This is a genomic window from Roseococcus sp. GW821-FHT12F05 (genome assembly GCF_058806835.1).
The window spans coordinates 331301-354317 of record NZ_JBXAQB010000005.1 but is presented as its reverse complement, the minus strand read 5'-3'; the positions used below and the strand labels follow the sequence as shown (position 1 = coordinate 354317).

The 23017-nt window shown below is 66.7% G+C and carries 27 protein-coding genes and 1 tRNA gene; 21 read left to right on the top strand and 7 right to left on the bottom strand.

Annotated elements, in window-relative coordinates:
* Positions 1–137 precede the first annotated feature (137 nt).
* Complete coding sequence (locus AC1ROY_RS15855) at positions 138–434, top strand: hypothetical protein (RefSeq protein WP_493149810.1); 297 nt, start codon at positions 138–140, stop codon at positions 432–434.
* A gap of 150 nt (positions 435–584) precedes the next feature.
* Here the strand turns inward: AC1ROY_RS15855 and AC1ROY_RS15850 are convergent, their stop codons facing one another.
* Entirely contained in the window at positions 585–887 is a 303-nt protein-coding gene (locus tag AC1ROY_RS15850; RefSeq protein ID WP_493149809.1) for a 4-fold beta flower protein, read from the bottom strand.
* 546 nt (positions 888–1433) lie between these two features.
* Between AC1ROY_RS15850 and AC1ROY_RS15845 the strand changes: the two genes are divergently transcribed.
* Entirely contained in the window at positions 1434–1805 is a 372-nt protein-coding gene (locus tag AC1ROY_RS15845) for a hypothetical protein (protein WP_493149808.1), read from the top strand.
* A gap of 19 nt (positions 1806–1824) precedes the next feature.
* Here AC1ROY_RS15845 and AC1ROY_RS15840 read toward each other — a convergent pair whose 3' ends face one another.
* Entirely contained in the window at positions 1825–2022 is a 198-nt protein-coding gene (locus tag AC1ROY_RS15840) for a hypothetical protein (protein ID WP_493149807.1), read from the bottom strand.
* 175 nt (positions 2023–2197) lie between these two features.
* Here AC1ROY_RS15840 and AC1ROY_RS15835 point away from each other — a divergent pair, with 175 nt between their 5' ends.
* The 14 genes from AC1ROY_RS15835 (at position 2198) to AC1ROY_RS15770 (ending at position 12929) form a co-directional block, all read left to right on the top strand.
* Positions 2198–2785, top strand: a complete 588-nt coding sequence (locus AC1ROY_RS15835; protein ID WP_493149806.1) for a hypothetical protein — start codon at positions 2198–2200, stop codon at positions 2783–2785.
* Complete coding sequence (locus tag AC1ROY_RS15830) at positions 2782–3045, top strand: hypothetical protein (RefSeq protein ID WP_493149805.1); 264 nt, start codon at positions 2782–2784, stop codon at positions 3043–3045. The genes AC1ROY_RS15835 and AC1ROY_RS15830 overlap by 4 nt, the downstream gene beginning before the upstream one ends.
* A gap of 236 nt (positions 3046–3281) precedes the next feature.
* Positions 3282–3575 (top strand): hypothetical protein, encoded by a 294-nt coding sequence (locus AC1ROY_RS15825; protein WP_493149804.1) that lies wholly within the window; start codon positions 3282–3284, stop codon positions 3573–3575.
* Between the two features lie 37 nt (positions 3576–3612).
* Entirely contained in the window at positions 3613–3927 is a 315-nt protein-coding gene (locus AC1ROY_RS15820) for a hypothetical protein (protein ID WP_493149901.1), read from the top strand.
* Positions 3928–3941: 14 nt separating this feature from the next.
* On the top strand, positions 3942–5207 hold the full coding sequence (locus tag AC1ROY_RS15815) for a DUF927 domain-containing protein (RefSeq protein ID WP_493149803.1): 1266 nt from the start codon (positions 3942–3944) through the stop codon (positions 5205–5207).
* On the top strand, positions 5200–6537 hold the full coding sequence (locus AC1ROY_RS15810; protein ID WP_493149802.1) for a DUF927 domain-containing protein: 1338 nt from the start codon (positions 5200–5202) through the stop codon (positions 6535–6537). Before AC1ROY_RS15815 ends, AC1ROY_RS15810 begins: the two co-directional genes overlap by 8 nt.
* Complete coding sequence (locus AC1ROY_RS15805; RefSeq protein WP_493149801.1) at positions 6530–6859, top strand: hypothetical protein; 330 nt, start codon at positions 6530–6532, stop codon at positions 6857–6859. The genes AC1ROY_RS15810 and AC1ROY_RS15805 overlap by 8 nt, the downstream gene beginning before the upstream one ends.
* Before the next feature lie 88 nt (positions 6860–6947).
* Positions 6948–8162, top strand: a complete 1215-nt coding sequence (locus AC1ROY_RS15800) for a phage portal protein (RefSeq protein WP_493149800.1) — start codon at positions 6948–6950, stop codon at positions 8160–8162.
* Positions 8159–8707, top strand: coding sequence for an HK97 family phage prohead protease (locus AC1ROY_RS15795; protein ID WP_493149799.1), 549 nt, complete (start codon positions 8159–8161; stop codon positions 8705–8707). The genes AC1ROY_RS15800 and AC1ROY_RS15795 overlap by 4 nt, the downstream gene beginning before the upstream one ends.
* A complete protein-coding gene (locus AC1ROY_RS15790) occupies positions 8704–9849 on the top strand; it encodes a phage major capsid protein (RefSeq protein ID WP_493149798.1) in 1146 nt (381 codons plus the stop codon). The genes AC1ROY_RS15795 and AC1ROY_RS15790 overlap by 4 nt, the downstream gene beginning before the upstream one ends.
* Positions 9850–9877: 28 nt before the next feature.
* On the top strand, positions 9878–10297 hold the full coding sequence (locus tag AC1ROY_RS15785; RefSeq protein ID WP_493149797.1) for a hypothetical protein: 420 nt from the start codon (positions 9878–9880) through the stop codon (positions 10295–10297).
* 4 nt (positions 10298–10301) lie between these two features.
* Positions 10302–10658 (top strand): HNH endonuclease, encoded by a 357-nt coding sequence (locus tag AC1ROY_RS15780; RefSeq protein ID WP_493149796.1) that lies wholly within the window; start codon positions 10302–10304, stop codon positions 10656–10658.
* Between the two features lie 120 nt (positions 10659–10778).
* Positions 10779–11231, top strand: a complete 453-nt coding sequence (locus AC1ROY_RS15775) for a phage terminase small subunit P27 family (RefSeq protein ID WP_493149795.1) — start codon at positions 10779–10781, stop codon at positions 11229–11231.
* 3 nt (positions 11232–11234) lie between these two features.
* Entirely contained in the window at positions 11235–12929 is a 1695-nt protein-coding gene (locus AC1ROY_RS15770) for a terminase large subunit (RefSeq protein ID WP_493149794.1), read from the top strand.
* A 77-nt stretch (positions 12930–13006) separates the two neighbouring features.
* Here the strand turns inward: AC1ROY_RS15770 and AC1ROY_RS15765 are convergent.
* Positions 13007–13081 (bottom strand) — tRNA-Val (locus AC1ROY_RS15765).
* A gap of 76 nt (positions 13082–13157) precedes the next feature.
* Here AC1ROY_RS15765 and AC1ROY_RS15760 point away from each other — a divergent pair.
* Positions 13158–13925, top strand: coding sequence for a DUF3108 domain-containing protein (locus AC1ROY_RS15760; protein ID WP_493149793.1), 768 nt, complete (start codon positions 13158–13160; stop codon positions 13923–13925).
* A gap of 7 nt (positions 13926–13932) precedes the next feature.
* Here AC1ROY_RS15760 and AC1ROY_RS15755 read toward each other — a convergent pair whose 3' ends face one another.
* Positions 13933–14577: an HAD-IA family hydrolase gene (locus tag AC1ROY_RS15755; protein ID WP_493149792.1), complete on the bottom strand. Its 645-nt coding sequence runs from the start codon at positions 14575–14577 to the stop codon at positions 13933–13935.
* A 93-nt stretch (positions 14578–14670) separates the two neighbouring features.
* Between AC1ROY_RS15755 and glmU the strand changes: the two genes are divergently transcribed.
* A complete protein-coding gene (glmU, locus tag AC1ROY_RS15750; RefSeq protein ID WP_493149900.1) occupies positions 14671–15969 on the top strand; it encodes a bifunctional UDP-N-acetylglucosamine diphosphorylase/glucosamine-1-phosphate N-acetyltransferase GlmU in 1299 nt (432 codons plus the stop codon).
* Positions 15970–16007: 38 nt separating this feature from the next.
* A complete protein-coding gene (glmS, locus tag AC1ROY_RS15745; protein WP_493149791.1) occupies positions 16008–17831 on the top strand; it encodes a glutamine--fructose-6-phosphate transaminase (isomerizing) in 1824 nt (607 codons plus the stop codon).
* A 41-nt stretch (positions 17832–17872) separates the two neighbouring features.
* Here the strand turns inward: glmS and AC1ROY_RS15740 are convergent, their stop codons facing one another.
* Together AC1ROY_RS15740 and AC1ROY_RS15735 are read right to left on the bottom strand one after the other, a co-directional pair.
* A complete protein-coding gene (locus tag AC1ROY_RS15740) occupies positions 17873–18514 on the bottom strand; it encodes a glutathione S-transferase C-terminal domain-containing protein (RefSeq protein ID WP_493149790.1) in 642 nt (213 codons plus the stop codon).
* A gap of 103 nt (positions 18515–18617) precedes the next feature.
* Positions 18618–19469 carry a LysR family transcriptional regulator gene (locus AC1ROY_RS15735; RefSeq protein WP_493149789.1) on the bottom strand — a complete coding sequence of 284 codons (852 nt, stop codon included), beginning with the start codon at positions 19467–19469 and terminating at the stop codon, positions 18618–18620.
* A gap of 88 nt (positions 19470–19557) precedes the next feature.
* Between AC1ROY_RS15735 and AC1ROY_RS15730 the strand changes: the two genes are divergently transcribed.
* Positions 19558–20541: a bile acid:sodium symporter family protein gene (locus AC1ROY_RS15730; protein ID WP_493149788.1), complete on the top strand. Its 984-nt coding sequence runs from the start codon at positions 19558–19560 to the stop codon at positions 20539–20541.
* Position 20542: 1 nt separating this feature from the next.
* Here the strand turns inward: AC1ROY_RS15730 and AC1ROY_RS15725 are convergent, their stop codons facing one another.
* Complete coding sequence (locus AC1ROY_RS15725) at positions 20543–21331, bottom strand: cyclase family protein (RefSeq protein WP_493149787.1); 789 nt, start codon at positions 21329–21331, stop codon at positions 20543–20545.
* Positions 21332–21437: 106 nt separating this feature from the next.
* Between AC1ROY_RS15725 and AC1ROY_RS15720 the strand changes: the two genes are divergently transcribed.
* On the top strand, positions 21438–22916 hold the full coding sequence (locus AC1ROY_RS15720; protein ID WP_493149786.1) for an NAD-dependent succinate-semialdehyde dehydrogenase: 1479 nt from the start codon (positions 21438–21440) through the stop codon (positions 22914–22916).
* Positions 22917–23017: the final 101 nt, after the last annotated feature.

Below are 23017 nucleotides of genomic sequence, written 5' to 3'. Positions count from 1 at the left end.
GAGAGACAAGCTGGCCTCGTAAAAATCAGATGGATCTCAATTTCTATCGACTTGCGGCTGATGTCCACTACCCATCGGTTCGACCCGGATGTTGGGAGCTGCCCCGGGGTCATGGCCACAAACTCGAGGACGCAACCATGAAGCAGTACCCGATCAGGGCGCCACGCGATGGCTACAGGGGCGCCGACCCGAAAAAGCGCAGGAAGAGCCAGGAATTCAACCGCGTCGCCGGCCGTGTGGAAGCCCACATCAACGCTCTAATCGCAGATTGGCCGGCTGACACTTGCAGTTCGATTATGAGCTACGAAGTTGCCCACGACCTAGGCGAAGATAGTGATCTCGTCCACCGGATCATCTCCGGGATTGATGGCGGATCGAACGGGGTGACCGTTTGGAAGGGCGACTACGAGCGCGCCTTGAAGCGCGAAGACTAAGAGGCCGGCGGCCTTCGCAAAAGGCTCAAAATCGACCGCAACGCGGGAGAAAATGCGCAATGCCTTCTTCTCGGGCCCAGTCAGATTTCGCCAGTCCAATTCGTCAAAAATAATCGGCTCACCCACGTCCCAACCACCGGGTAAATTTGATCAAAGGGAATCCGGGTCCGGAAAATCCTGAAACCCTTCTGGCATCGCAAGACTTCGTTCCGGCCCTGGCCCCAAACTTGGCGGTAGGATCCTAATAGTAGGCATAAATCCAAGTGATGTTGAGGGTTGAGGGGCTCTTCGACTGATCAGTCGCCCATCGCGCAATTCACCGAGATATTGTCTATTTTTGCCATAGATGCGGCCCTTACTCCGGCGGCCGACATGGCGCCCATCGCTCGTGTAGAGCTCGCCATAGTCCAGCCACCCAAAATATTCGCCATTCCACCGCCAAACAAAATCCATCGCAGCCATCCCAGTGTAACTTGAGACGAAGTTAGCACAACTCCGGCGCCATCCCCTTGGAAGATATCATGGCTTAGAGCGTGTTTGAGGAGGGATTCCGGCGAGTTGCGAAGCGTGATTCATGGGTTGTCGCCCTATTGGACGCCCTTCAATGCGACGCGAACGCCTCTCCTATCCGACTGACTTGGCCGAGCCGCGGTGGGCGGCCATCGCCGATGTTCGCGGCACCGATCTTCTGACGCGGCGGACCTCGGCGCAGATCGCGCGACGCAGGCGTTCGACCAAGGCGCCGCTGCGCGTGCAGTGGGGGCACTGATCAGCGCGGCGGCCGAGGCCAAGGCGGCGGGCCTGGACGATGCCACCGTCGCCGCCATCCTCGCGCGAATGGATTGGAAGTCCTAGACGCCGATCCGCCTTGATAGGCAGCCCTCTGGGCTACGAACGCCTTGCGATAGTGTCTGTCGCAGTGTCTGTCACAGCACGCGCGCGATCACTACGGTGCTCGGGCTGAGCCCGATTATGCGCGGTCAGCAGGGGGCCGGGGCCATGCTGAGCAAGTCCAAATTCGGCGTTCCCAAGGATCTCTGGGATGCCGCGAAGCAGGAGGCCATCGCCGTGATTGTCGACCACGCCCGCGTCCGGGGTATGATCTCATATTCGGACTTGGTCCAGCGGATCCAGTCAGTGGATTTTGCTCCCTACGATCCGCGCCTCTTCCACCTCCTCGGCGAAATCTCCAGCGAGGAGGATGTTGCCGGGCGTGGCATGCTGACCGTGCTGGTCGTCCACAAGGCCGGCGATATGCAGCCCGGCCCTGGCTTCTATGAGCTGGCGAGTAGGCTCGGGCGAGACACCAGCGACTTACTCTCGTGCTGGGTCAGCGAACTGCATCGGGTGCATGCGACCTGGGCTGTTTAGGTCACGCGTCGCTTCAGGCCTACCGGCGGGCTGCCTTCGCTTCCTCATCGTGAGCGGCGTCTACGGCTTGAATCGCGACTTGGATGTCCGCCAGTCGCGCAATGAGGTCCTTCATCTCTCCGATAGGCAGGTCGGTATCGCGAATTTCCTTGAGCAAGCAATTGCGCTCATAGACGAGGTTGCCTCGGAGCTGATGATAGCCGTGGACTTCGACCATTTTTTCTCCTCCAGAGGGCACTGTGGGCTGCGATTTTTCAAGAGCACGCCGAGGGGCAGATCCGCCGGCTGCCCGATCTTAAAGGGTAGTGGGCAGGGATCGGCCGCAAATTTACATTGACGCTTTCCGCTCTATGTTGGAAAATCACCAATATCAATGACGCGGGATCTGCGACGTGAAGCTTCGGGAATTCTATGGGCGTTTCGCCGCGCCGGCTCTGGGGATGTCGCCCCAGGAAGCGTATGAGCTCCAACGCGCGCTGCAGATGGATGAACGCGCTGCCGAGCAGGGCCTACGCTCGGCGCGTTCCGGCCCGGGCGGCGGTGCGGATGCAACGCCTTTCACAGTCGGATTCATGATCATTGGCGCTCTGGTGGCCGGTCCCCGATCCGGCGCCATTGAGGCTGTGTGGCGGTACTGGCACACGCCCGCCGAAGGATCGAGCACCGGAGGATGGGTGAACCCGGCGACCAATCAAATTGAGCCACCGCCGCGCCTGATGCTTTGCCCGCTGACAAAACAACACCTTTTCGGCGAGGCGCTGAAAAGCATTTTGGCGTCTCCGCCGCTGGCTGGTCGCGTCGACAGGATTGAGGTCACTCGCGATGTTGAAGATGTGTCCATCTTCTTCCGTGATGGTAGGAAGGTCGTGCAGTCACGCTTCGTGAAGTCGTACAATCGCGATCATGCTGCCGCAGCCGGCTTTCGCACCATCGCGATCATCGGCGGCGACGTCCTCGCGACGATCGCGACCGCTGAGTGACCGTGATGCCGATTAAATTCGTGACCGGTCTGACCCCGCTGGACAGCTATCTCGCGACCGGCGGCGGCGAGTGGATTCTGAGCGACGCCTTTGAGCGCCGGTGTGTCGCCCTCTTCGACCGCTTCGACCGCGGCGAGGAGCTGACCGTCGAGGCGGCAGCCCAGGCCGTCCGGTTACCCGTTCGAGTGTTCGCCGAAGTCTATATTGATTGGCTTGCGCTGCGGCTTCTCGGCGAGGCGGTCAATGCCACAAAGCACTAATTCCGAACGGCCGTGCGACCCGGCCCGCGCCCGCGTCCGGGCACGAGAAGCCTCCGCTGCAGCGGAGGCAGGTCGCACCCTTCAACGAACGATCCGGCTGAGCTCGCTGGAAACTGCCCGGTCGAAACGAGTGAACATCACGCAACAGGGCATGCCGCCGCGCTTTCGCGTTTCACGCGACGACTCGAGCTGACCCGACCCAACCGTCCTTTCCTCTAGCAACCTGGAGAAATCACATGATCGAGAAAGAACCCGCCTCGGCGGGAACGGCGGAGCTATGCCTGCCGCCTGCCCTCCGGAACAAGGTCCGCTATCGCGCGGACGAAGCGGCCGTATACCTCGGCGCCATCCACGGCGTGCCCGTCGCGCCGCGTACTCTGGACAAGCTGAGGTCGACCGGCGGCGGCCCTAATTTTCAGAAGTTCAATCGCTCCGCGCTCTATCATCGCGATAGCCTCGACGCCTGGGCGCTCGCGAAGCTCGGTACGACCAAGACCAGCACCAGCGACGCCGGCGCGCGCGATGCGTAGTTCCCTCGCCATGCCTTCCAGCGACGACGACTGCGTGATGCATCCCGTCCCGACCGAGCGCGGCACGATCGACTTCAGGAAAATCAATTTGGCGGCTCTGGCCGTGCTGCCTTCTCTGCTGTTCCGCTGGCTCCCGGACGGTCACCGCGCCGGCCATGAATGGGTGTGCCGAAACCCGCGTCGATCCGACCGGAAGCCAGGGTCATTTTCCGTCAACATGAACACGGGCAAGTGGGCCGACTTCGCCACGATCGATCGCGGAGGCGATGTGGTGTCGCTCGCCGCCTACCTCGCCGGGATCAGCCAGTTCGATGCGGCGCGAAACCTTGCAGTCATGCTTGGGCTTCGTTGATGGACGGAGCCAGCATGTTCGCGCCCTTATCGGAAGAGGAAGCGAGCGTCGTGAAGCGCTCTCAACCGAGATCCGGCAGCAAGACGCCGATCATCCCGGTGCCGACCGATGCGCCTGTCATGGAATTCGTTCATCCCCGGTATGGTGTACCCACGCGCTCTTGGCCGTATTTCGATGCCGAGGGGCGGCTTGTTGGCTACGTCTGCCGCTGGGATTTCGTCGGTGACGATGGCGAGCCGACGAAGGAAATTCTGCCCGTCACCTTCTGCGACCTGGGCAAGGGGAGGCGCGGCTGGCGGTCGAAGGGGATGCCTTTACCGCGCCCTCTGTTCGGTCTGCCGGGGATCCTTGCCCGACCCCACGCAGCGGTTCTGATCACAGAAGGCGAAAAAGCGCGCGACGCCGCCGCGGAGCTCTTTCCCGAGATGGTGACGACGACGCCAGCGCACGGAGCCAAGAGCCCGCATCTCACGGACTTTGGTCCCCTCGCCGGCCGCACGGTGGTGATCGCCACCGACTTCGACGAGCCTGGTCGCGTTAATGACAAGGGCAGGTCGCTGCATCCCGGTCGAGACTTCGGCGACAAGGTGTGCGAGTTGGCGCGCGCCGTTGGCGCCGCCCGCCTGCTGCACCTTCATCCTGATCGCCTCGGTGCTTGGCGATGGCATGATGGCGAAAGGGTGCCTCGTGGCGAGGCGATGCCGGACGGCTGGGATCTCGCCGATGCACTCGATGAGGGCTGGACGGCCCAGCGGGTGGCGGACCTCCAAAGCGACCCGGCATTCCTCGCGCCCTATCTAGACGCCGCTCGGGACGAGCTCCGTCGCTCTGAGAGGTCCGACGAATCAGAGGCCTTCACCGGCTGGCCCTTCCGTGTTGAGGAAGACGGGGTCCGAAAGCGCATCGAGCGGAAGGATCGAGACACGGAGGATACCATCGTCGAGTGGCGTTGGCTCTGTTCGCGTCTCGAGGTTGCCGCAGAGACCCGCAGCGCCGACGGCGACGAATGGGGCCGCCTACTTCGGATCACGGATCGCGATGGCCGCGTAAAGGAATGGGCGATGCCCATGGCGATGCTGGCGGGCGACGGCACCGCCTATCGCGAGCGGCTGCTGTCCCTCGGGCTGATCATGGCGCCGGGCCGCTTTGCTCGCGACGCATTGCATGACTTCATCTCGACGGCTCGTCCTGATCACAAGGCACGTTGCGTCAGCCATATCGGTTGGCAGGGCAGAATCTTCGTCGGCTTTAACGAAAATTTCGGTGAGACCGATGGGTGAGCGGTACCTCCTCCAACATGATGGAGCGCTTGATCACGCATACCGCCGGCGCGGCACGCTGGAGGGCTGGCAGGAGCACATCGCCCGATACGCCGTTGGCAACTCCCGGCTGGGGCTTGCCCTCTGCACTGCGTTCGCCGGGCCGCTGCTGTATCCAACCAGCTCAGAATCGGGCGGCTTTCATTTCCGCGGGAGCTCCTCGATCGGAAAGAGCACGATACTACACGCCGCTGGCTCCGCTTGGGGTGGTGGTGGCATCGGCGGCTTCGTCCGTCCCTGGCGCGCCACCGCCAATGGCATCGAGGGCGTGGCCAAGCTCCATTGCGATGGCTTGCTGTGCCTCGACGAAATTTCCCAGGTCGATGGCCGAGAGGCTGGGCAAATTGCCTACATGTTGGCGAACAGCCGGGGTAAGGCGCGTGCCAGTCGGTCAGGTGAAGCTCGCCCTGCGGCGGAATGGAGGCTGCTCTTCCTGTCCACGGGGGAGATCAGCCTTGCGGCGAAAATCGCGGAGGATGGGCGCGGCCTTCGCGCCGCTGCTGGTCAAGAAGTTCGGGTCGTCGATATCGCGGCCGACGCCGGTAAGGGCATGGGGATCTTCGAGAACCTGCACGGGTTCGCGTCTGCCGATGCCTTAGCGCGTCACCTCAAAATGGCGGCCGGCGAACATTACGGCGAGGCATGGCGCGCTTTTGTGCGGATCCTGGTGAAGGACTTCGACGGCATCGCGCCGGCCGTCAGCCGCTATCGCGACCAGTTCATTGCCGAGAACATACCGGCCGGTGCTGATGGTCAGGTGAGCCGCGTGGCGGCCCGGTTCGGCCTGGTGGCTGCGGGTGGCGCGATGGCGACGGCGTTCGGCGTTCTGCCCTGGCCAGATGGTGAGGCCGCCCGAGCCGCCGCGCGATGCTTCCAGGGCTGGTTGCAGCTGCGTGGTGGCGTCGAGCCGGCAGAGGAACGCGACGCCGTGTCGGCGGTGCGGCGCTTCATCGAATTGCATGGCAATTCCCGCTTCGAGGCTATGGGAGTCCTTGCGCCGAAGGATGAGAAGGGCGCGCCGCTCGACGTCCGAATTCCTAACCGAGCTGGGTTCCGTCGCCGGGATGAGGCCAGCGAGATTGAATATCTGATTTTACCGGAAGTTTGGCGGACCGAGATCTGCGCGGGCATGGACGCCGTGGCAGTGGCGAAGGCGCTCGCCAAGCATGGCCTGCTCCTCCGAGGCGAGGACAACAAACTGCAGAAGAATACCCGCCTGCCCGGCTTCTCGAATTCGGTCCGCTGCTACGTCATCACCTCCGGCATCCTTGGTGACGAAGGCGATGCCTGACCTTTCCCGCTTCACGGCGCTGGCTCGGAGGGCCGGCGTTGTTCCACCTGTTCCACCAGCCCCTGCAGCAGGTGGAACAGGTGGTGGCACACGAATTATCAAGCATTATCAGCACGTTGAAAAATTTGTTCCACCTGTTCCACCTGTTCCACCGAAAAACATCGATGTCCGGCGTGAAATCGACCTTCAGGCTGCTTTCGAGGAACGCGCGGCCATCATCGAGTTCGACGGCGGCATGTCCCGTCAGGAGGCGGAGGCATTGGCCTGGGCCGAGGTATTCGGCAGCAGGAGCCGCCCAGCGCACACGCCTGCAAAATACTGAAACATCCTGCATTTTCCAGCACTTCTAACATCCCAGGTACTATCGATTTCGCTTCCATTTTGCGCCGGCTTACCGTGCCTCTGTCTACATGTTCGAAGGGCTGAAGCGACTCCTTGGCATCGAGACGAAGAACGCTCTGGCGAACCCCTCGCCGGAGCTTCTTTCATTGTTCGGGGCCGTGCCGACCGCGGCCGGCATCTCCGTCTCCGCCGAGTCGGCCTTGCGCAGCCCGACCACCCTGGCCGCCTGCCGCGTCATCGCGGAAAGTTTGGGCGGCTTGCCCTTCCATCTCTACCACCGTAGCACCGATGGTGCCCGCAACCGCGACAGCACGCACCCAGCCGCACGGATCCTCGCCGGCGACTGGTGCCCCTGGGCTGGCGGCGTCGAGACACGCACCGCCATGCAGCTCGATGCCCTGCTCCACGGCGCCGCCTACGGCCTGGTCGTCCGCGTCAACGGGCAGGCGCGGGAAATCCATCGTCTCGATCCGCGTTGCGTCACCCGCGACACGACCGGTCCGGAGCCGCGCTTCAAGGTGCGAGAGAACAACGTCGAGCGCGTGATCGACTGGCGTGACTTGCTCACTGTCCGTACGCCCGGCTCGATCGGCGGGCGCACCATCTGCTTGATCAATCTGTGCCGCGAGGCCATCGCCATGGACCTCAGTATGGCCGAGCACCAGGGCAGGCTCTTTTCAAACGGGGCGCGACCTGCAGGTATTTTCAAATATAGCAAGTCCCTCAGCGAAGCAGCTCTTGTGCGTTTACGGGCGCAATTCGATGATTCGTTCTCAGGCGCAATCAACAGTGGTCGCACGCTTATCTTGGAAGATGGAATGGCGTTCGAGCCGCTTCAGTTTTCGAGCGTCGACCTCGAGTTCACACAGCTGCGCCGCTTCGTCATTCAGGAGATCGCCCGCGCCTTCAAGGTGCCCGGCACGCTGATCGGCGACCTGGACCGCGCCACCTGGCGCAATGTCGAGGAGCTGATGCGGCAGTTCGTGCAGACCTGCCTGCTGCCTTGGAGCGAAGCTTGGAAGTCAGCCCTGGAGCGCGCGCTGCTGAAGCCGGAGGAGCGCCGGGAATACTTCGTGGAGGCCGTCTTCGACGATCTGCTGCGCGGCGATCTGGCTGCGCGCTTCACCGCCTATCGCCAAGCTGCCGGCGGCGCCTGGCTCACTCCCAATGAAGTTCGCCGCCTCGACAATCTGCCGCCGATCGCCGGCGGTGACGCGCTGATTCTCCAGGCTGGGCAAGCCGGAGCGGCTCCGGTTCACCAAGAGAAGGAGGAACCACGATGAAGCGCGAGATCAGCACGCTCGCCGCTCCGGAGGTCCGCTTCAGCACCGACGATGCCGGCACCTTTACCGGTTACGCCAGCGTCTTCGGCGAGCCCGATTCCTACGGGGACACGGTGAAGCGCGGCGCCTTCCGGAAGACGCTGCGCGAGCGCAAGGCCACCGGCAGCCCTGCCATGTTTTGGAATCACGACAGCAACCAGCCCATCGGCGTCTGGATCGACCTGATTGAGGACGAGCGCGGCCTGAAGGTCACGGGCCGCCTCGTGGTCGAGACGGCAAAGGGCGCGGAAGCACTCGCGCTGCTGAAGGCCGGCGCCATCAACGGCCTATCCATCGGCTTCCGGACCCGCTCCGCGGAGCGCGGTCCGAACGGTGGCCGTGTGCTCACCGATATCGAACTCGTCGAGATCAGCCTCGTCGCGCTGCCGGCAGCGTCGAAGGCGCGGATCACCAACGTCAAGGGCGCGGCCGGTCGGGCCAGCGTAGCGGCATTTATCGAGGCGGCCCGCCGCGCCGCGCCCTCCATTAAAGGACTGGCAAAATGAATGATGCTCTCGAAACCCGCAATGAAGGCGGCGACGACCTTGCGGCAGCCGTGCAGGCTGTCGGCGAGCTTCGCTCCGCCGTCGATCAGCACCGCGCCGCGATCGACGAACGCATGACGACCGAGCTGCGGACGCTCGCCGAGCGCGTGGACGCCATCGACGTGCGGAGCCAGCGCCCGGGCAACGGCACCGACACGTCGGCCGACGCTGCCGTCGAGCGCAGGGCGTTCGGCAGCTATCTCCGCCTCGGCAACCAGACGCCGGTCGATGAGATCAGGGCCCTCACGGTTTCGAACGATCCCCAGGCGGGCTATCTGGCCCCGGCCGAGATGTCGTCCGAGTTCATCCGGGACATCGTCGAGTTCAGCCCGATCCGCTCCGTCGCTTCGGTGCGCACCACCGGCGCGCCCTCGGTGAAGTATCCGCGCCGCACCTCCATCACGAATGCCCAATGGGAAGACGAGCTGGAAGACAGCGACGAATCGACGGTCGGCTTCGGCATGCTGGAGGTGCCGGTCAACAAAATCACCACCTTCGTTGACATCTCGAATGAGCTGCTGGCTGACAGCGGCGGGCAGGCGGAAGCGGAAGTGCGCCTCGCCTTGGCCGAAGACTTCGGCAAGAAGGAAGGCGCAGGCTTCGTGCTCGGCGCCGGCGACAAGCGCCCGGAAGGCGTGATGACGAATGCGGACATCCTGCACACCGTCAACGGCCATGCCACGAACCTCAGCACCGACAAGCTCATCGAGCTGCTGTACGCCCTGCCGGCGGCCTATCGGAATGCATCGGGTGCGCGATGGGCCATGAACGGCAACACGCTGGCCGCCGTACGCAAGCTGAAGAATGGCACGACCGGCGAATACATCTGGCAGCCCGCGCTCGTCGCCGGCCAGCCCGAGACCCTGCTCGGAAAGCCGGTGATCGAGTTCGTCGACATGCCCGACATCGGCGACGGCAACTTCCCGATCATCTTCGGCGACTTCAGTGCCTATCGGATCGTCGACCGGCTCGCGCTGTCGATCCTCTCCGATCCCTACACGCAGGCTCGCAAGGGTGTCACCCGGCTGCATGCCACCCGCCGCGTCGGCGGCCGCGTGCTGCAGGCGGCCCGTTTCCGCAAGCTGAAGACGGCCACCTCGTAAACCTGAGCGCAGAGAGGACACCACGCACATGATGCGCGACCTTGCATCCAACATTGCGATCCGCCCGGTCATCGTGCCGGCGGCCAACAGCAACCTCGGCACCACGCCGCTTGTCGGAACGGTGATCGACAGGCTGGGCTTCAACAGCCTCGTCTATGCGATCGTCACCGGCACGCTGAGCGACGCCGATGCGACCTATACCGTGCTGCTGGAGGAGAGCGACACGTCGGGCAGCGGCTTCACGGCCGTCGACGACGCCTACCTCACGGGCAAGGAAGCTGACGCCGGCTTCAACTTCGGCGACGACGGCGAGACACGGAAGCTCGGCTATCGAGGCACGAAGCGCTACACGCGTCTGACGGTTACACCGGCCGCGGCCGACAGCGGCAACAGCCCGATTGCAGCCATGGCCATTCTCGGCAATCCCGCCGTCGCGCCGGTGGCGTAGCGTCGTGCCTTGGTCCGCGCCGAGACATTGCCCGAAAGGGCATGCACCCTATCGGGGCTCGCGGTGCCCCGTCTGCTCCGCGAAGGCGAAGGCTGCCGTGGAGCGGCGGAGGCCCAACGCGAGGCAGCGCGGCTACACACCCGAATGGGATGCTGCGGCGAATGCCTTTCTCGCCCAGAACCGCACCTGCCGGCGCTGTGGTGCGCCATCGGAAGCGGTGGATCACATCATCGCTCACAAGGGCGACATGCGGCTGTTCTGGGAGCGGTCGAACTGGCAGCCGCTGTGCATCCCTTGCAACAGCCGCAAAGCCGTCCAATCGGAAGGCGGCTTCGGCCACGTCAGCAGGGCTGGTCGCTGACCCGTAGGGGGCGGTCTGAGCTTCGTCCATAGGGGTTCGGACCGCTCAGGGAGGCGATTTTCCGTGCGTGCAGAATGGGAGTGACTTTCGATGGCCGGTAGAAAGCGGATCCCCGACCACTTGAAGATCGTCGCTGGGACGGCGCAGCCCTGCCGCATGAACTCCGCCGCGCCGGTGGCCGCATCGGATCTTCCTGCTCCTCCGGAATGGCTTTCCACGAGGGCGATGGAGATCTTCGCTGGCCTGGTCAGCGTCATCGAGAACATGGGCATCGCGTCGGCGAGCGACACGGCAGCGCTGGCACTTGCGGCGTCGCGCCTCGAGGAGGTGGAGATCTGCACCGCCGTGATCGAGGACGGTGGCCGAACTTTCGTCAGCTCGGCTGAGTATGACAGTGATGGGCGCGTTACCAGTCAGCAGATCAAGGGGCACCCCGCCGTTGCCCAGCGCAGCGAGGCGATGCGGCACGCCCAATCTCTGCTCGTTGAGTTTGGCCTCACGCCGGCAGCGCGGTCGAAGGTGTCGGTGAACCGGAAGCCGGAAGCCAACCCCTTCAAAGCACTGCTGGGCTGAGCGATGACAGCCGACAAGCATGCTCATGTTGATGCCGCGAACCGTTATGCGAGAGCGATCGTCGCCGGCACAAAGCCTGCAAACAAGTGGGTCCGCCTGGCCTGCCAGCGTCATCTCGACGACCTGACTAGGGTGAAGAACAAGGCCTATCCCTTCCGGTTCGACGCCGAGAAGGCCGAGCGGGTTTGCAAGTTCATTGAGCTGCTGCCGCACACGAAGGGGAAGTGGGCTGCGGCCGGAGATCGGCTGAAGCTTGAGCCCTGGCAGTGCTTCAAGACGGTGTGCCTCTTCGGCTGGCTCCGGAAGTCGGACGGCTATCGGCGGTTCCGCAAGGCGCTGATCCTCGAGCCGAGGAAGAACGGCAAATCCATCTGGGCGGCCGCGATCGGGCTCTACATGCTCACCTTCGACGGCGAGCATGGTGCCGAGGTGTATTCCGGCGCGACCAACGAACGGCAGGCCTGGGAGGTCTTTCGCCCGGCCCGCATCATGGCGCTGCGCTCGCCGCACCTGTGCTCTGCTGTTGGGCTGACGGTAAACGCCTCCAACCTGCATGTGCTCGGCACCGAAAGCCGGTTCGAGCCCATCGTCGGCCGGCCTGGCGACGGCAGTTCGCCGCATTGCGCCATCCATGACGAATATCACGAGCACGACACCGACGATCAGGTGTCCAGCATGGAGACGGGCATGGGTGCCCGGGAGCAGCCGCTGCAGCTGATCATCACGACGGCCGGCGCCAACGTGTCCGGCCCATGCTACGCGGCCGTGGTCGAGGCGCGCCGGATGCTGGAGGGCGTCGTGGAGGACCACGAGCTCTTCGCCCTCATGTACGGCATAGATCCCGGCGACGACTGGACCACCGAGGCGGCGCTGATCAAGGCCAACCCCAATTATGAGGTCTCGGTGAAGGTCGACTTCCTGCTGCGGGCGCAGCGGGACGCGGTGACCAACGCCCGTAAGGTTTCGGCCTTCAAGACGAAGCATCTCAACGAATGGATGCAGGCGCGGGAGGCCTTCTTCAACATCCAGCGCTGGCATGAATCGGCCGTCCCGGAGATGAAGATCGAGGACTTCGCCGGGCAGCGCTGTGTCGTCGCCCTCGACCTGGCATCGAAGGTCGATATTGCCGCGATAGTGATCCTGTTCCGGCGAGAGGCGGGCGGCTTTGCGTGCTTCGGCCGCTGGTACCTGCCGGAGAAGACCGTCGAGCTGGGCGAGAACCAGCACTATCAGACCTGGACGACGGAAGGCCGGCTGATCGTCACCGAAGGCAACATGATCGACTTCGGCCGAATCCGCGACGACATCCTGGACCTGTCGCGCCGGTTCCAGATCGAGGAGGTCGCTTTCGACCCCTGGCAGGCCACCATGCTCATGACCGAGCTGTCCGGGCATGGGGTGCCGTGCGTCGAGTATCGGCAGATCGTCAACACCATGTCGGAGCCGCTGAAGGAGGTCGAAGGGCTGATCCGGTCCCGGAAAATCGCCCATGACGGAGATCCGGCCATGACCTGGATGCTGTCGAATGTCGTGGCGAAGGCCGACGCTAAGGACAACGTCTATCCCCGGAAGGAGCGTCCGGAGAACAAGATCGACGGCCCGGTGGCGCTGATCATGGCGATGGGCCGGATGCTGGCGAAGGACAATGCGCCTTCACCTTACGAGCACCTCCGGCCCGAAGGCTTCCTCTTCGTTTGATCCGAGCTCGTGGTGAGTATTTGGTGAGTCGCGATCGGGAGGCTTTTCGGAGAAGACCCTTAAGCTATTGAAATGGATGGTGGGCGCGACAGGGATTGAACCTGTGACCCCTGCCGTGTGAAGGCAGTGCTCTGCCGCTGAGCTACGCGCCCATCCGAGGGCGCTCCGTTTGCGGCGGATGGCGCGGGGTGTCAAGACGGTTGCCATGCCCTGCGGATGCGCCCACCTATGCATTCCATGCTGCGGCGCATCACCCTGGGATTCGTCCTTCTTGCCTGCCCCGCGGCGGCGGAGCCCTGGCAGGCCAGCTACATCTTCACCGTCGCGGGCGTGACGGTGATGGAGGCCCGCGTGGATCTCGAGATGGGCGGACCCGGCGCGCCCTACATGATCGAGACGCGGACCCGCGCGCGCGGCCTCGCCACGCTGTTCTTCCGCGGCGAGCAGGTCTCCCACAGCGAGGGCGTCTGGCGCGGCTCCACACCCGTGCCGCGGCTCCATCGCAGCAGCGGCAACTGGCGCGGCAGCCCCCGCCGGACCGTCATGGAATACGGCCCCGGCGGCGTGCCGCGGATCGCCGTGCTGGAGCCTGTGCAGGACATCGAGCGCACGCCCCTCCCGCCCGAGGCGCTGCCCGGCACGATGGACGCGCTCTCGGCCATGCTGCAGCTTTCGCGCCAGGTGCGGGAGACGGGGCGCTGCGAGGCCCAGGCCCGGATCTTCGACGGGCGCCGCCTGACGCAGCTCGATCTTGCGACCGATCCGGTGCGCCATGCCGACGGCGGCGGCCAGCCGAGCTGCGTGATCGAGAGCCGGATGCTCGCCGGCGTTCCGGTGGAGCGGCCGGAGGACGCGCGGCCGATGCGCAGCGTGGTGCATTTCGGCACCCCGAGGCTGCCCGGCGCGCCCATGCTGCCCGTCCGGATCGAGCTGGCGAGCCGCTGGTGGGGCACGATCCAGGTGGTGCTGAACCAGGTCTCGCGGGGCGGACCCTGATCGCCTTCTAGGGCGCGCCGAAGCTTTCGATGAGCAGGTCCGGCAGCTCGGCCGGCGCGGCGCAGGTCATGTCCGCCCCGGCGCCGTCGCCGTAGCCCCAGGCGGCGAAGACGCTGCGCACCCCGGCGCCGGCGGCGGCGCGGATGTCGTTCTGGTGGTCGCCGATCATGGTGGCGTCGACCGGGTCCACGCCGAGTTGCGCCAGCACGCCGCGTACATGTCCGGGATCGGGCTTCTTCACGGGCAGGCTGTCGCCGCCCAGCACCAGTTCGAAATAGCCGCCGAGGCGCAGGGCGTTGAGCATCACCCAGGTCGCGGCGATGGGCTTGTTGGTGCAGATGGCCCGCTGCCAGCCCTCCTGGCCGAAGGCGACCAGCGTCTCGACCATGCCGGGATAGGGCCGGGTGAGGACGGCGCTGTTCGGCTCGTAGTCTGCCAGGAAATGCTTCACCGCCCCGTCGGTGAACGGGGCGCCGCGGGCGGAAAACGCCTTCTCGACCAGAGCCCGCGCGCCATCGCCGATCATCTTCGTGACCTCGGGCAGCGGGAAGGGCGCCAGGCCGTAGCGTGCCATCAGCCGGTTGAGCGAGGCATGCAGGTCCGGCGCGCTGTCCACCAGCGTGCCGTCGAGGTCGAAGATCGCGAGAGGCATGGGGCCTGGGTAGCCGCAGCCGAAACGCGCCGCAAGAAAGCGTCAGGCGGGCGAGGGTTGCGGTGCGGCCATGGGGGCGGCTAGGCCATGGGCATGCGCACGGCGATCATCCTCGCGGCGGGGCAGGGCACCCGCATGAAGTCCGCGATGCCGAAGGTGATGCACCGCATCGCCGGCCGCCCCATGATCAGCCACCTGATCGCCGCCTGCGAGCCGGTCTTCGACCGGGTGGTCGTGGTGGTGGGCCCGGGCATGCCCGGGCTGGAGAAGGCCGTGGCGCCGCATGCGACGGTGGTGCAGGCCGAGCGGCTCGGCACCGGTCATGCGGCGCGGATGGCGGCGCCGCTGCTGGAGGGGTTCTCGGGCGACGCGGCGGTGCTCTATGGCGACAACCCGCTGGTCACCACGGCAACGCTGCGGCGGCTGGTGGAGGCGCGCGCGGGCGCGGATCTCGCCTTGCTGGCGATGCGTCCGGCCGATCCGGCCAGGTATGGCCGCGTGATCCAGGATGCCTCGGGCGCCGTCGAGCGCGTCGTCGAATGGGCCGATGCGAGCGAGGCCGAGCGCGCCATCGGGCTGTGCAACGCCGGCGTGGTCTGCGCGGCCTGGGCCGACCTTTCGCGCTGGCTCGCGGGGCTGACGAACGACAACCGCCAGGGCGAATTCTATCTCACCGACGTGGCGGGCGCCGCGCATGCCGAGGGCCGGCGCGCCGTCGCCGTCGAGGCACCGGAGGCCGAGCTGCGCGGCATCAACAGCCGCGTCGAGCTCGCCGCCGCGGAGGCCGAGGTGCAGGCCCGGCTGCGCGAGGCCGCCATGCTCGGCGGCGCCACGCTGATCCAGCCGGAGAGCGTCGTGCTGAGCTTCGACACGCAGCTCGGCCGGGACGTGGTGGTGGATCCGCATGTGGTCTTCGCGCCCGGCGTGACGGTGGAGGATGACGTGCTCATCCGCGCCTTCAGCCATCTGGAGCAGTGCGTGGTGCGGAGCGGTGCCATCATCGGCCCCTATGCGCGGCTGCGCCCGGGCACCGAGGTGGGCGAGGGCGCGCATGTGGGAAATTTCGTGGAGCTGAAGGCCGCGCATCTCGGCGCCGGCGCCAAGGCGAACCACCTGACCTATCTGGGAGACGCGACGATCGGCGCGGGGGCGAATATCGGCGCGGGCACCATCACCTGCAACTACGACGGGGTGAACAAGCACCGCACCGAGATCGGCGCGGGCGCCTTCATCGGCAGCGACACGGCGCTGGTGGCGCCGGTGCGCGTGGGGGCGCGCGCGATCACGGCCGCGGGTTCCGTGGTGACGGAGGACGTGCCGGACGACGCATTGGCCATCGCGCGGGGGCGGCAGGTGAACAAGCCGGGGCGTGGGGCGAAGGGGAAGTCGTGAGCGTCCGATGAGGGCGCTGCGGCCGAAGGGAGCCTAGCATGTGTGGAATTGTCGGAGTGGTCGGGCGCGAGGATGCCGCGCCGCGGCTGCTCGATGCGCTGAAGCGGCTGGAATATCGCGGCTATGACAGCGCGGGCATCGCGACGCTGGTGAACGGCCATGTCGAGCGCCGCCGCGCGGAGGGCAAGCTCGGCAACCTCGCCGCCGTGCTGGAGGCCTCGCCGCTGCCCGGCACCACGGGCATCGGCCACACGCGCTGGGCGACGCATGGCGCGCCGGTGGAGCGCAACGCGCATCCGCATGCGACCGAGCGCGTGGCCGTGGTCCACAACGGCATCTTCGAGAACTACGCCGAGCTGCGCGAGGAGCTGGAGAAGAAGGGCCAGGTCTTCGAGACGGAGACGGACACGGAGACCTTCTGCCGGCTGCTCGACGATCTCCTCGCCGGCGGCGCGACGCCGGAGCAGGCCGCGGCGGCTGCGCTGAAGCGCGTGCACGGCGCCTTCGCGGTGGCGATGATGTTCGCCGGTGAGCATAAGACGCTCATCGCCGCGCGGCAGGGCGCGCCGCTCGCCATCGGCTTCGGCGAGGGCGAGATGTTCGTGGGCTCGGACGCGCTGGCCCTGGCTCCGCTGACCCGCCGCATCGCCTATCTCGAAGAGGGTGACTGGGCCGTGCTGGACCAGGACGGCGCGCGCTTCTTCGACATCCACGACAATCCCGTCTCGCGCCAGGTGCGGACCACGGCGGTCTCGGGTGCTGCGACCGGCAAGGGCAACTACCGCCACTTCATGGAGAAGGAGCTGCACGAGCACCCCGCGGTGATCGGCGACACGCTGCGGCAGTATCTCGATCCGCGCACGCTGGAGGTGAACCTGCCGCGGCTGCCCTTCGACCCCGTGAAGGTGCCGCGGCTGACCATCACCGCCTGCGGCTCCGCCTTCCTGGCCGGGCAGGTGGGGCGCTACTGGATCGAGCATCTCGCGCGCATCCCCGTCGACGCGGACGTGGCGAGCGAACTGCGCTACCGCGACCCGCCGCTGCCGGAGGGAGGCGCTGCGATTCTCGTCAGCCAGTCGGGCGAGACGGCGGACACCATGGCCGCGCTCAAGCTGCTGCGCGAGAAAGGGCAGAGCGTGCTCGCTGTCGTGAACGTGCCCGAGAGCAGCATGGCGCGGGAGAGCGACGCGACCGTGCTGACCGTGGCGGGGCCCGAGATCGGCGTGGCTTCGACCAAGGCCTTCACGGCGCAGCTCTGCGTCCTGGCGTGCCTGGCCATCGGCCTGGGCCGCAAGCGGCGCGAGCTCACCACGCTGGACGAGGGGCGGCTGACCAAGGCGCTGCTGGAGGTGCCGCACAAGGCGGCCGAGGTGCTGGAGCGCGACGCGGAGATCCACGCGCTGGCGGCCGAGGTCGCGAAGGCACGGGACGTGCTGTTCCTGGGCCGCGGGGCGCTGTTCCCGATCGCGATGGAGGGGGCGCTGAAGCTGAAGGAGATCAGCTACATCCACGCCGAGGGCTATGCGGCGGGCGAGATGAAGCACGGCCCGATCGCGCTGATCGACAGCCAGGTGCCGGTGATCGCGATCTGCCCCTCGGGCCCGCTCTACGAGAAGACGCTGTCCAACCTGCAGGAGGCCTCGGCGCGGGGCGGGCGGATCATGGCCTTCACCGACGCGGCCGGCGCCGTGGCCCTGGAGCGGTTTGCGGAGAAGGTGATCGTGCTGCCGGAGATCGATCCCTTCGCGCAGCCGATTCTCTACGCCATCCCGGTGCAGCTGCTGGCCTATCACGTGGCCGTGCTGAAGGGGACCGACGTGGACCAGCCCCGGAACCTCGCGAAGAGCGTCACCGTGGAATGAGCGGGTGGGCCGCGGCGCACGCCGCGGTCCACCCGTCAGGCTCAGGCCGCGCGCTTCTGCACATGGCTGGCGTAGAGCGCCGCCTCGTCCCGCAGCGCCTTCTGCACCGAGGGGCGGGCATCCGTGCGCGCCTTCCAGGCCATTAGGTGCTTCAGATGGCCGATCTCCACGCCCGACCGCGGACTCCACCAGGTGCCCCACACATAGGCGTCGGCCACGGTGAAGCGGTCGCCCATGAGGAAGGGGCGGCCATCGGCCAGCCTGTCGTCGAGCGCCGTGTGGGCGACGACCAGCTTGTTGCGCGTCCAGGCCGCGCCCCCCTCGGTCAGGAGCTTGCGCATCAGCGGGATGTGCTTCTGCGTGATCTCGGTGCCGATGAAGGAGAGGAGCTCCTCGAGCCTCACGCGCTCCAGCGTGCCCCGCGGCGGGATCAGCCCGGAATCGGGATGCTGGTCGGCGAGGTAGGCGGCGATGGCGCTGACCTCGGTGACCCGGTCCTGCGCCTCGGTGTCGAGGGTCAGGACCGGCACGTAGCCGAGCGGGTTGATCCCGGAAAAATCCTCGCCGCTGGAGGTGGTCCGGCTGGCGAGGTCGACGTGGATCAGCTCGGGCGAGAGGTCCAGCTCGTTGACGACGACCTGGATCGCCTGCGAGCCGGTCTGGTTGGCGATGTAGAGCTTCATGGGGCGGCCTTTCGGGGTCCGTTGTGATGATCTCGATCTAGCTGCACGCCTTTCGGCGATAAATGAGCCTGTTTTCCTCAAAGAGTATCCTGAAGGGATACAATCAGGAGGCCGGTCGCCGCAGCCGATCCGCGCTCGCCTCGATCAGCGCGGAGAGCGCCAGCGCCGGTCCGCGCCGTGCGCCCATCACCACGAATTCCACCTCGCCCAGCGCCGGCAGGCCCGGGCCCTGGAGGGTGACCAGCCCGGCCGGCACGAGGCTGGCCGCATGCGGCGCCACGCCGAGCCCGGCCAGCGCAGCCGCGTCCACGCCGGTCTGCGTGCTGCTGCTGCACACCAGCCGCCAGGCGCGGCCCTCGCGCTCCATCGCCTCCAGCACGCGGATGCGGGTGATGCTGGGCGGCGCCAGGAGAATCAGCGGCAGCGGCTCGGCCGGGTCCGGCTCGAAGCCGGGCCGGGCGATCCAGACCAGCGGCTCCTTCCAGACGCCGCGGCCGCGCGGGTCGCCCTCCTGCCGCTTGGCGAAGAGCAGGTCCAGCTCGCCGGCCGCCAGCCGCGCGTGGAGCTCGCCGCTCTGTCCCACGGTGAGCTCGAGGTCGACGCGCGGATGTTCCCTCGTGAAGTCGCGGAGGATTTCGGGGAGGCCCTGCAGCAGCACGTCCTCCGAAGCGCCGAAGCGCAGCTTTCCCCGGAGCTTGCCGGCCATGAAGTGCCGCCGCGCCCGCGCCTCGGCGTCCAGCACGGAGCGCGAGAAGCCGAGCATCGCCTCGCCGTCCGGCGTGAGCTGGACGCGGTGCGTGTCGCGCAGGAAGAGGCGGCGGCCGCAGGCCTCCTCCAGCTTGCGGACATGGCCGCTCACCGTCGATTGCCTCAGGCCCAGCTGCTGGGCGGCGGCGGAGAAGCCGCGCCGCTCGGCCACCGCCTGGAAGCTGCGGAGAAGCAGGGGCTCCAGCATGCCATCCTCCATGCTTATCGCGATTTGCGATTACAATGAGCGGGGTAAGCGGACTTCACAATACTGCAACAGGGCGCAATTCCGACGCATGCGCTTCCGCCTCCCCATCGACGGCTTCGTCCTCGCCCTGATCTGCACCGTGGCCCTGGCCTCGGTCTTCCCCGCGCACGGCCAGGGCGCGCAGGTCATGGGCTGGGTGGCGAATATCGCCATCGCCTTCCTGTTCTTCCTCTACGGGCTGCGCCTCGCGCCCAGGGCGGCGCTGGAGGGGCTGGCGCAATGGCGGCTGCACCTCGCGGTCATGGCGGCGACCTTCGTGCTCTTCCCGCTGCTCGGCCTGGCACTGGGGCTGCTGCCGGATTCCGTGCTGCCGCCGAGCCTCTATGCGGGCATCCTCTTCCTCTGCGTGCTGCCCTCCACGGTGCAGTCCTCCATCGCCTTCACCTCCATCGCAGGCGGCAATGTCGCGGCGGCGGTGTGCAGCGCCTCGGCCTCCAACCTGCTGGGCATCGTGCTGACGCCGGCGCTGGTCGCGCTGCTGATGCATGGCGCGGGGGCCGGCATCTCGCTCGGCGTGCTGGCCGATATCGCGACGCAGCTCTTCCTGCCCTTTGCCGCCGGCCAGCTGCTGCGCCCGCGGCTCGGGGCCTGGGCGAAGCGGCACCACTGGCTGCTTGGCCGGATGGACCGCGGCTCGATCCTGATCGTGGTTTATGTGGCCTTCAGCGAGGGCGTGACGAGCGGCATCTGGCATCGGCTCGACGCCGCGCAGCTGGCCGTCCTGCTGATGATCTGCGCCGTGCTGCTGGGCGCCGTGCTGGGGCTGACCATGTTCTTCGCGCGCCGCCTCGGCTTCTCGCGGGCCGACGAGATCGTGCTGGTCTTCTGCGGCTCGAAGAAGAGCCTGGCCAGCGGGCTGCCCATGGCCAGCGTGATCTTCGCCGGCAGCCAGGTCGGGCTGATCGTGCTGCCGCTGATGCTCTTCCACCAGATGCAGCTGATGGTCTGCGCCTGGCTCGCGCGGCGCTATGCCGACCGCAACCCGGAGCTGGCCGCCCTGCCGGCGGAGTAGGTCAGTCGTCGAGGATCGCCACCGCGCGCGTCCATCCCGCGCTGCCGCGATGCACCTTCACCGGGAAGCAGGCCACGGTGAAGCCGGTGGCCGGCAGCTGGTCGAGGTTGGCCAGCTTCTCCAGGTGGCAGTAGCCGATCTCGCGGCCTGCGCGATGCCCTTCCCAGATCAGCGAGGCATCGCCCGTCTCGGCCACACGCTTCCTCGTGTGGGAGAAGGGCGCGTCCCAGGACCAGGCATCCGTGCCGACGAGGCGCACGCCCTGCTCCAGCATCCAGAGCGTCGCCGCCTTGCCCATGCCGCAGCCGGTGTCGACGTAGTCGTCCTGGCCGTAGCGGGCGCCGGCGGCGGTGTTCACCACCACGATCTCCAGCGGCTTCAGCCTGTGGCCGATCCGGTCCAGCTCGCGCTTCACGTCGTCCGGCGTGCAGACATAGCCGTCCGGCTTGGCGCGGAAGTCGAGCTTCACGCCCGGCTGGAAGCACCAGTCGAGCGGCACCTCGTCGATCCGCCAGGAGGGCTCGCCGCCCGGCACCGTCCGCTCGTTCATGCGGGAGAAGAAGTGATAGGGCGCATCCAGGTGCGTCCCGTTATGCGTGCTGATGTTCACCTGCTCGATCGCGGCATACTCGCCCTCGGGCAGGGCCTCGACCGGCACGCCCATGTATTCGGCCATGGTCGGCGCGCTCATCCTGTGGTCGATGTAGTTGATCTCCGGCAGCATCCGCGGCGGGTCGCTCGCGATGCCCGATTTCAGCGCGACCGAAATATCGACGATGCGGCGTGCCATGCCCGTTTCCTTCCCCATATGCCCCGAAGGCTAGGCTCGCCCTCCCGGCGCTGACAATTGCCGCGGAGGGGCCTATCGTCGGTCCGAAGGACGGAGGAACCCCCACATGCTCGATTCCATCTCCAAGCTCGCGCTCAAGGATCCCGACCTGCTGCGGCAGGCCAATTGCATCGGCGGACAATGGGTCCAGGCGGACTCCGGCAAGACCTTCGCGGTGCGCAACCCTGCTACTGGCGAGGTCGTCGGCAACGTGCCCGCCATGGGCAAGGCCGAGACGCGCCGCGCCATCGAGGCCGCCAATGCCGCCCTGCCGGCCTGGCGCAAGCTGCTGGCCAAGGAGCGCGCGACCATCCTGCGCAAGCTCTTCGACCTGATGCTCGCCAACACGGACGACCTCGCGGCCATCATGACGGCCGAGCAGGGCAAGCCGCTCGCCGAGGCCAAGGGCGAGGTGGCCTATGCCGCCAGCTTCATCGAGTGGTTCGCGGAAGAGGGCAAGCGCATCTACGGCGACATGATCCCGCCGAACGCGCAGGGCCGCCGCATCCTCGTGATGAAGGAGCCGATCGGCGTCTTCGCCGCCATCACGCCCTGGAACTTCCCGGCCGCGATGATCACCCGGAAGGCCGGCCCCGGCTGGGCCGCGGGCTGCACCGGCGTCATCCGCCCGGCCAGCCAGACGCCCTTTTCCGCACTTGCCCTGGCGGTCCTCGCCGAGCGCGCGGGCATGCCGCCGGGCGTCTGCAATGTCATCACCGGCCCGGCGGGCGAGACGGGCGCGGAGCTGACCTCCAACCCCATCGTCCGCAAGCTGACCTTCACGGGCTCGACCGAGGTGGGCCGGGTGCTGCTGGCGCAATGCGCGCCGACCATCAAGAAGACGAGCATGGAGCTCGGCGGCAACGCGCCCTTCCTGGTCTTCGACGATGCCGACCTCGACGCCGCGGTTCAGGGCGTCATGGCCAGCAAGTACCGCAACACCGGACAGACCTGCGTCTGCGCCAACCGCGTCCTGGTGCAGGAGGGCGTCTACGACGCCTTCGCGGCCAAGCTGAAGACGGCCGTCGAGGCGCTGAAGGTCGGCAACGGCATGGAGCCGGGCGTGACCCAGGGCCCGCTCATCAACGCCGACGCCGTGCTGAAGGTCGAGGAGCACATCGCCGACGCCACCAAGCACGGCGCCCATGTGCTGACCGGCGGCCATCGCCACGAGAAGGGCGGCAACTTCTTCCAGCCGACCATCCTGACCGATGTGCCGCACGACGCGCTCATCTTCCGCGAGGAGACCTTCGGGCCTGTCGCGCCGCTCTTCAAGTTCAAGACGGACGAGGAGGGCGTGGCGCTGGCGAACGATAGCGAGTTCGGCCTGGCCGCCTATTTCTACGCGCGCGACGTCGGCCGTATCTTCCGCGTGGCGGAGGCGATCGAGGCCGGCATCATCGGCATCAACGAGGGCATCATCTCCACCGAGGTGGCGCCCTTCGGTGGCGTGAAGCAGTCGGGCCTGGGCCGCGAGGGCAGCAAGTACGGGATCGAGGACTACCTCGAGGTGAAGTACCTGGCGCTGGGCGGCATCGGGACCTGATCCCGCCGGGCGGCGCGCCTTCAAGCCCCCAGCCATCGGGGCCGGGCGCGTCACCCTCGCTTCCGGCGAATGACGCGGCGGTCGCAATCCGGCCGTCGCTT

Coding starts and splice junctions, on each gene's coding strand:
- AC1ROY_RS15855 (WP_493149810.1), top strand. CDS start 138: ATGAAGCAGTACCCGATCAGGGCGCCACGCGATGGCTACAGGGGCGCC.
- AC1ROY_RS15850 (WP_493149809.1), bottom strand. CDS start 887: ATGGATTTTGTTTGGCGGTGGAATGGCGAATATTTTGGGTGGCTGGAC.
- AC1ROY_RS15845 (WP_493149808.1), top strand. CDS start 1,434: ATGCTGAGCAAGTCCAAATTCGGCGTTCCCAAGGATCTCTGGGATGCC.
- AC1ROY_RS15840 (WP_493149807.1), bottom strand. CDS start 2,022: ATGGTCGAAGTCCACGGCTATCATCAGCTCCGAGGCAACCTCGTCTAT.
- AC1ROY_RS15825 (WP_493149804.1), top strand. CDS start 3,282: ATGATCGAGAAAGAACCCGCCTCGGCGGGAACGGCGGAGCTATGCCTG.
- AC1ROY_RS15820 (WP_493149901.1), top strand. CDS start 3,613: ATGCATCCCGTCCCGACCGAGCGCGGCACGATCGACTTCAGGAAAATC.
- AC1ROY_RS15815 (WP_493149803.1), top strand. CDS start 3,942: ATGTTCGCGCCCTTATCGGAAGAGGAAGCGAGCGTCGTGAAGCGCTCT.
- AC1ROY_RS15810 (WP_493149802.1), top strand. CDS start 5,200: ATGGGTGAGCGGTACCTCCTCCAACATGATGGAGCGCTTGATCACGCA.
- AC1ROY_RS15805 (WP_493149801.1), top strand. CDS start 6,530: ATGCCTGACCTTTCCCGCTTCACGGCGCTGGCTCGGAGGGCCGGCGTT.
- AC1ROY_RS15800 (WP_493149800.1), top strand. CDS start 6,948: ATGTTCGAAGGGCTGAAGCGACTCCTTGGCATCGAGACGAAGAACGCT.
- AC1ROY_RS15795 (WP_493149799.1), top strand. CDS start 8,159: ATGAAGCGCGAGATCAGCACGCTCGCCGCTCCGGAGGTCCGCTTCAGC.
- AC1ROY_RS15790 (WP_493149798.1), top strand. CDS start 8,704: ATGAATGATGCTCTCGAAACCCGCAATGAAGGCGGCGACGACCTTGCG.
- AC1ROY_RS15785 (WP_493149797.1), top strand. CDS start 9,878: ATGATGCGCGACCTTGCATCCAACATTGCGATCCGCCCGGTCATCGTG.
- AC1ROY_RS15770 (WP_493149794.1), top strand. CDS start 11,235: ATGACAGCCGACAAGCATGCTCATGTTGATGCCGCGAACCGTTATGCG.
- AC1ROY_RS15760 (WP_493149793.1), top strand. CDS start 13,158: ATGCATTCCATGCTGCGGCGCATCACCCTGGGATTCGTCCTTCTTGCC.
- AC1ROY_RS15755 (WP_493149792.1), bottom strand. CDS start 14,577: ATGCCTCTCGCGATCTTCGACCTCGACGGCACGCTGGTGGACAGCGCG.
- glmU (WP_493149900.1), top strand. CDS start 14,671: ATGCGCACGGCGATCATCCTCGCGGCGGGGCAGGGCACCCGCATGAAG.
- glmS (WP_493149791.1), top strand. CDS start 16,008: ATGTGTGGAATTGTCGGAGTGGTCGGGCGCGAGGATGCCGCGCCGCGG.
- AC1ROY_RS15740 (WP_493149790.1), bottom strand. CDS start 18,514: ATGAAGCTCTACATCGCCAACCAGACCGGCTCGCAGGCGATCCAGGTC.
- AC1ROY_RS15735 (WP_493149789.1), bottom strand. CDS start 19,469: ATGCTGGAGCCCCTGCTTCTCCGCAGCTTCCAGGCGGTGGCCGAGCGG.
- AC1ROY_RS15730 (WP_493149788.1), top strand. CDS start 19,558: ATGCGCTTCCGCCTCCCCATCGACGGCTTCGTCCTCGCCCTGATCTGC.
- AC1ROY_RS15725 (WP_493149787.1), bottom strand. CDS start 21,331: ATGGCACGCCGCATCGTCGATATTTCGGTCGCGCTGAAATCGGGCATC.
- AC1ROY_RS15720 (WP_493149786.1), top strand. CDS start 21,438: ATGCTCGATTCCATCTCCAAGCTCGCGCTCAAGGATCCCGACCTGCTG.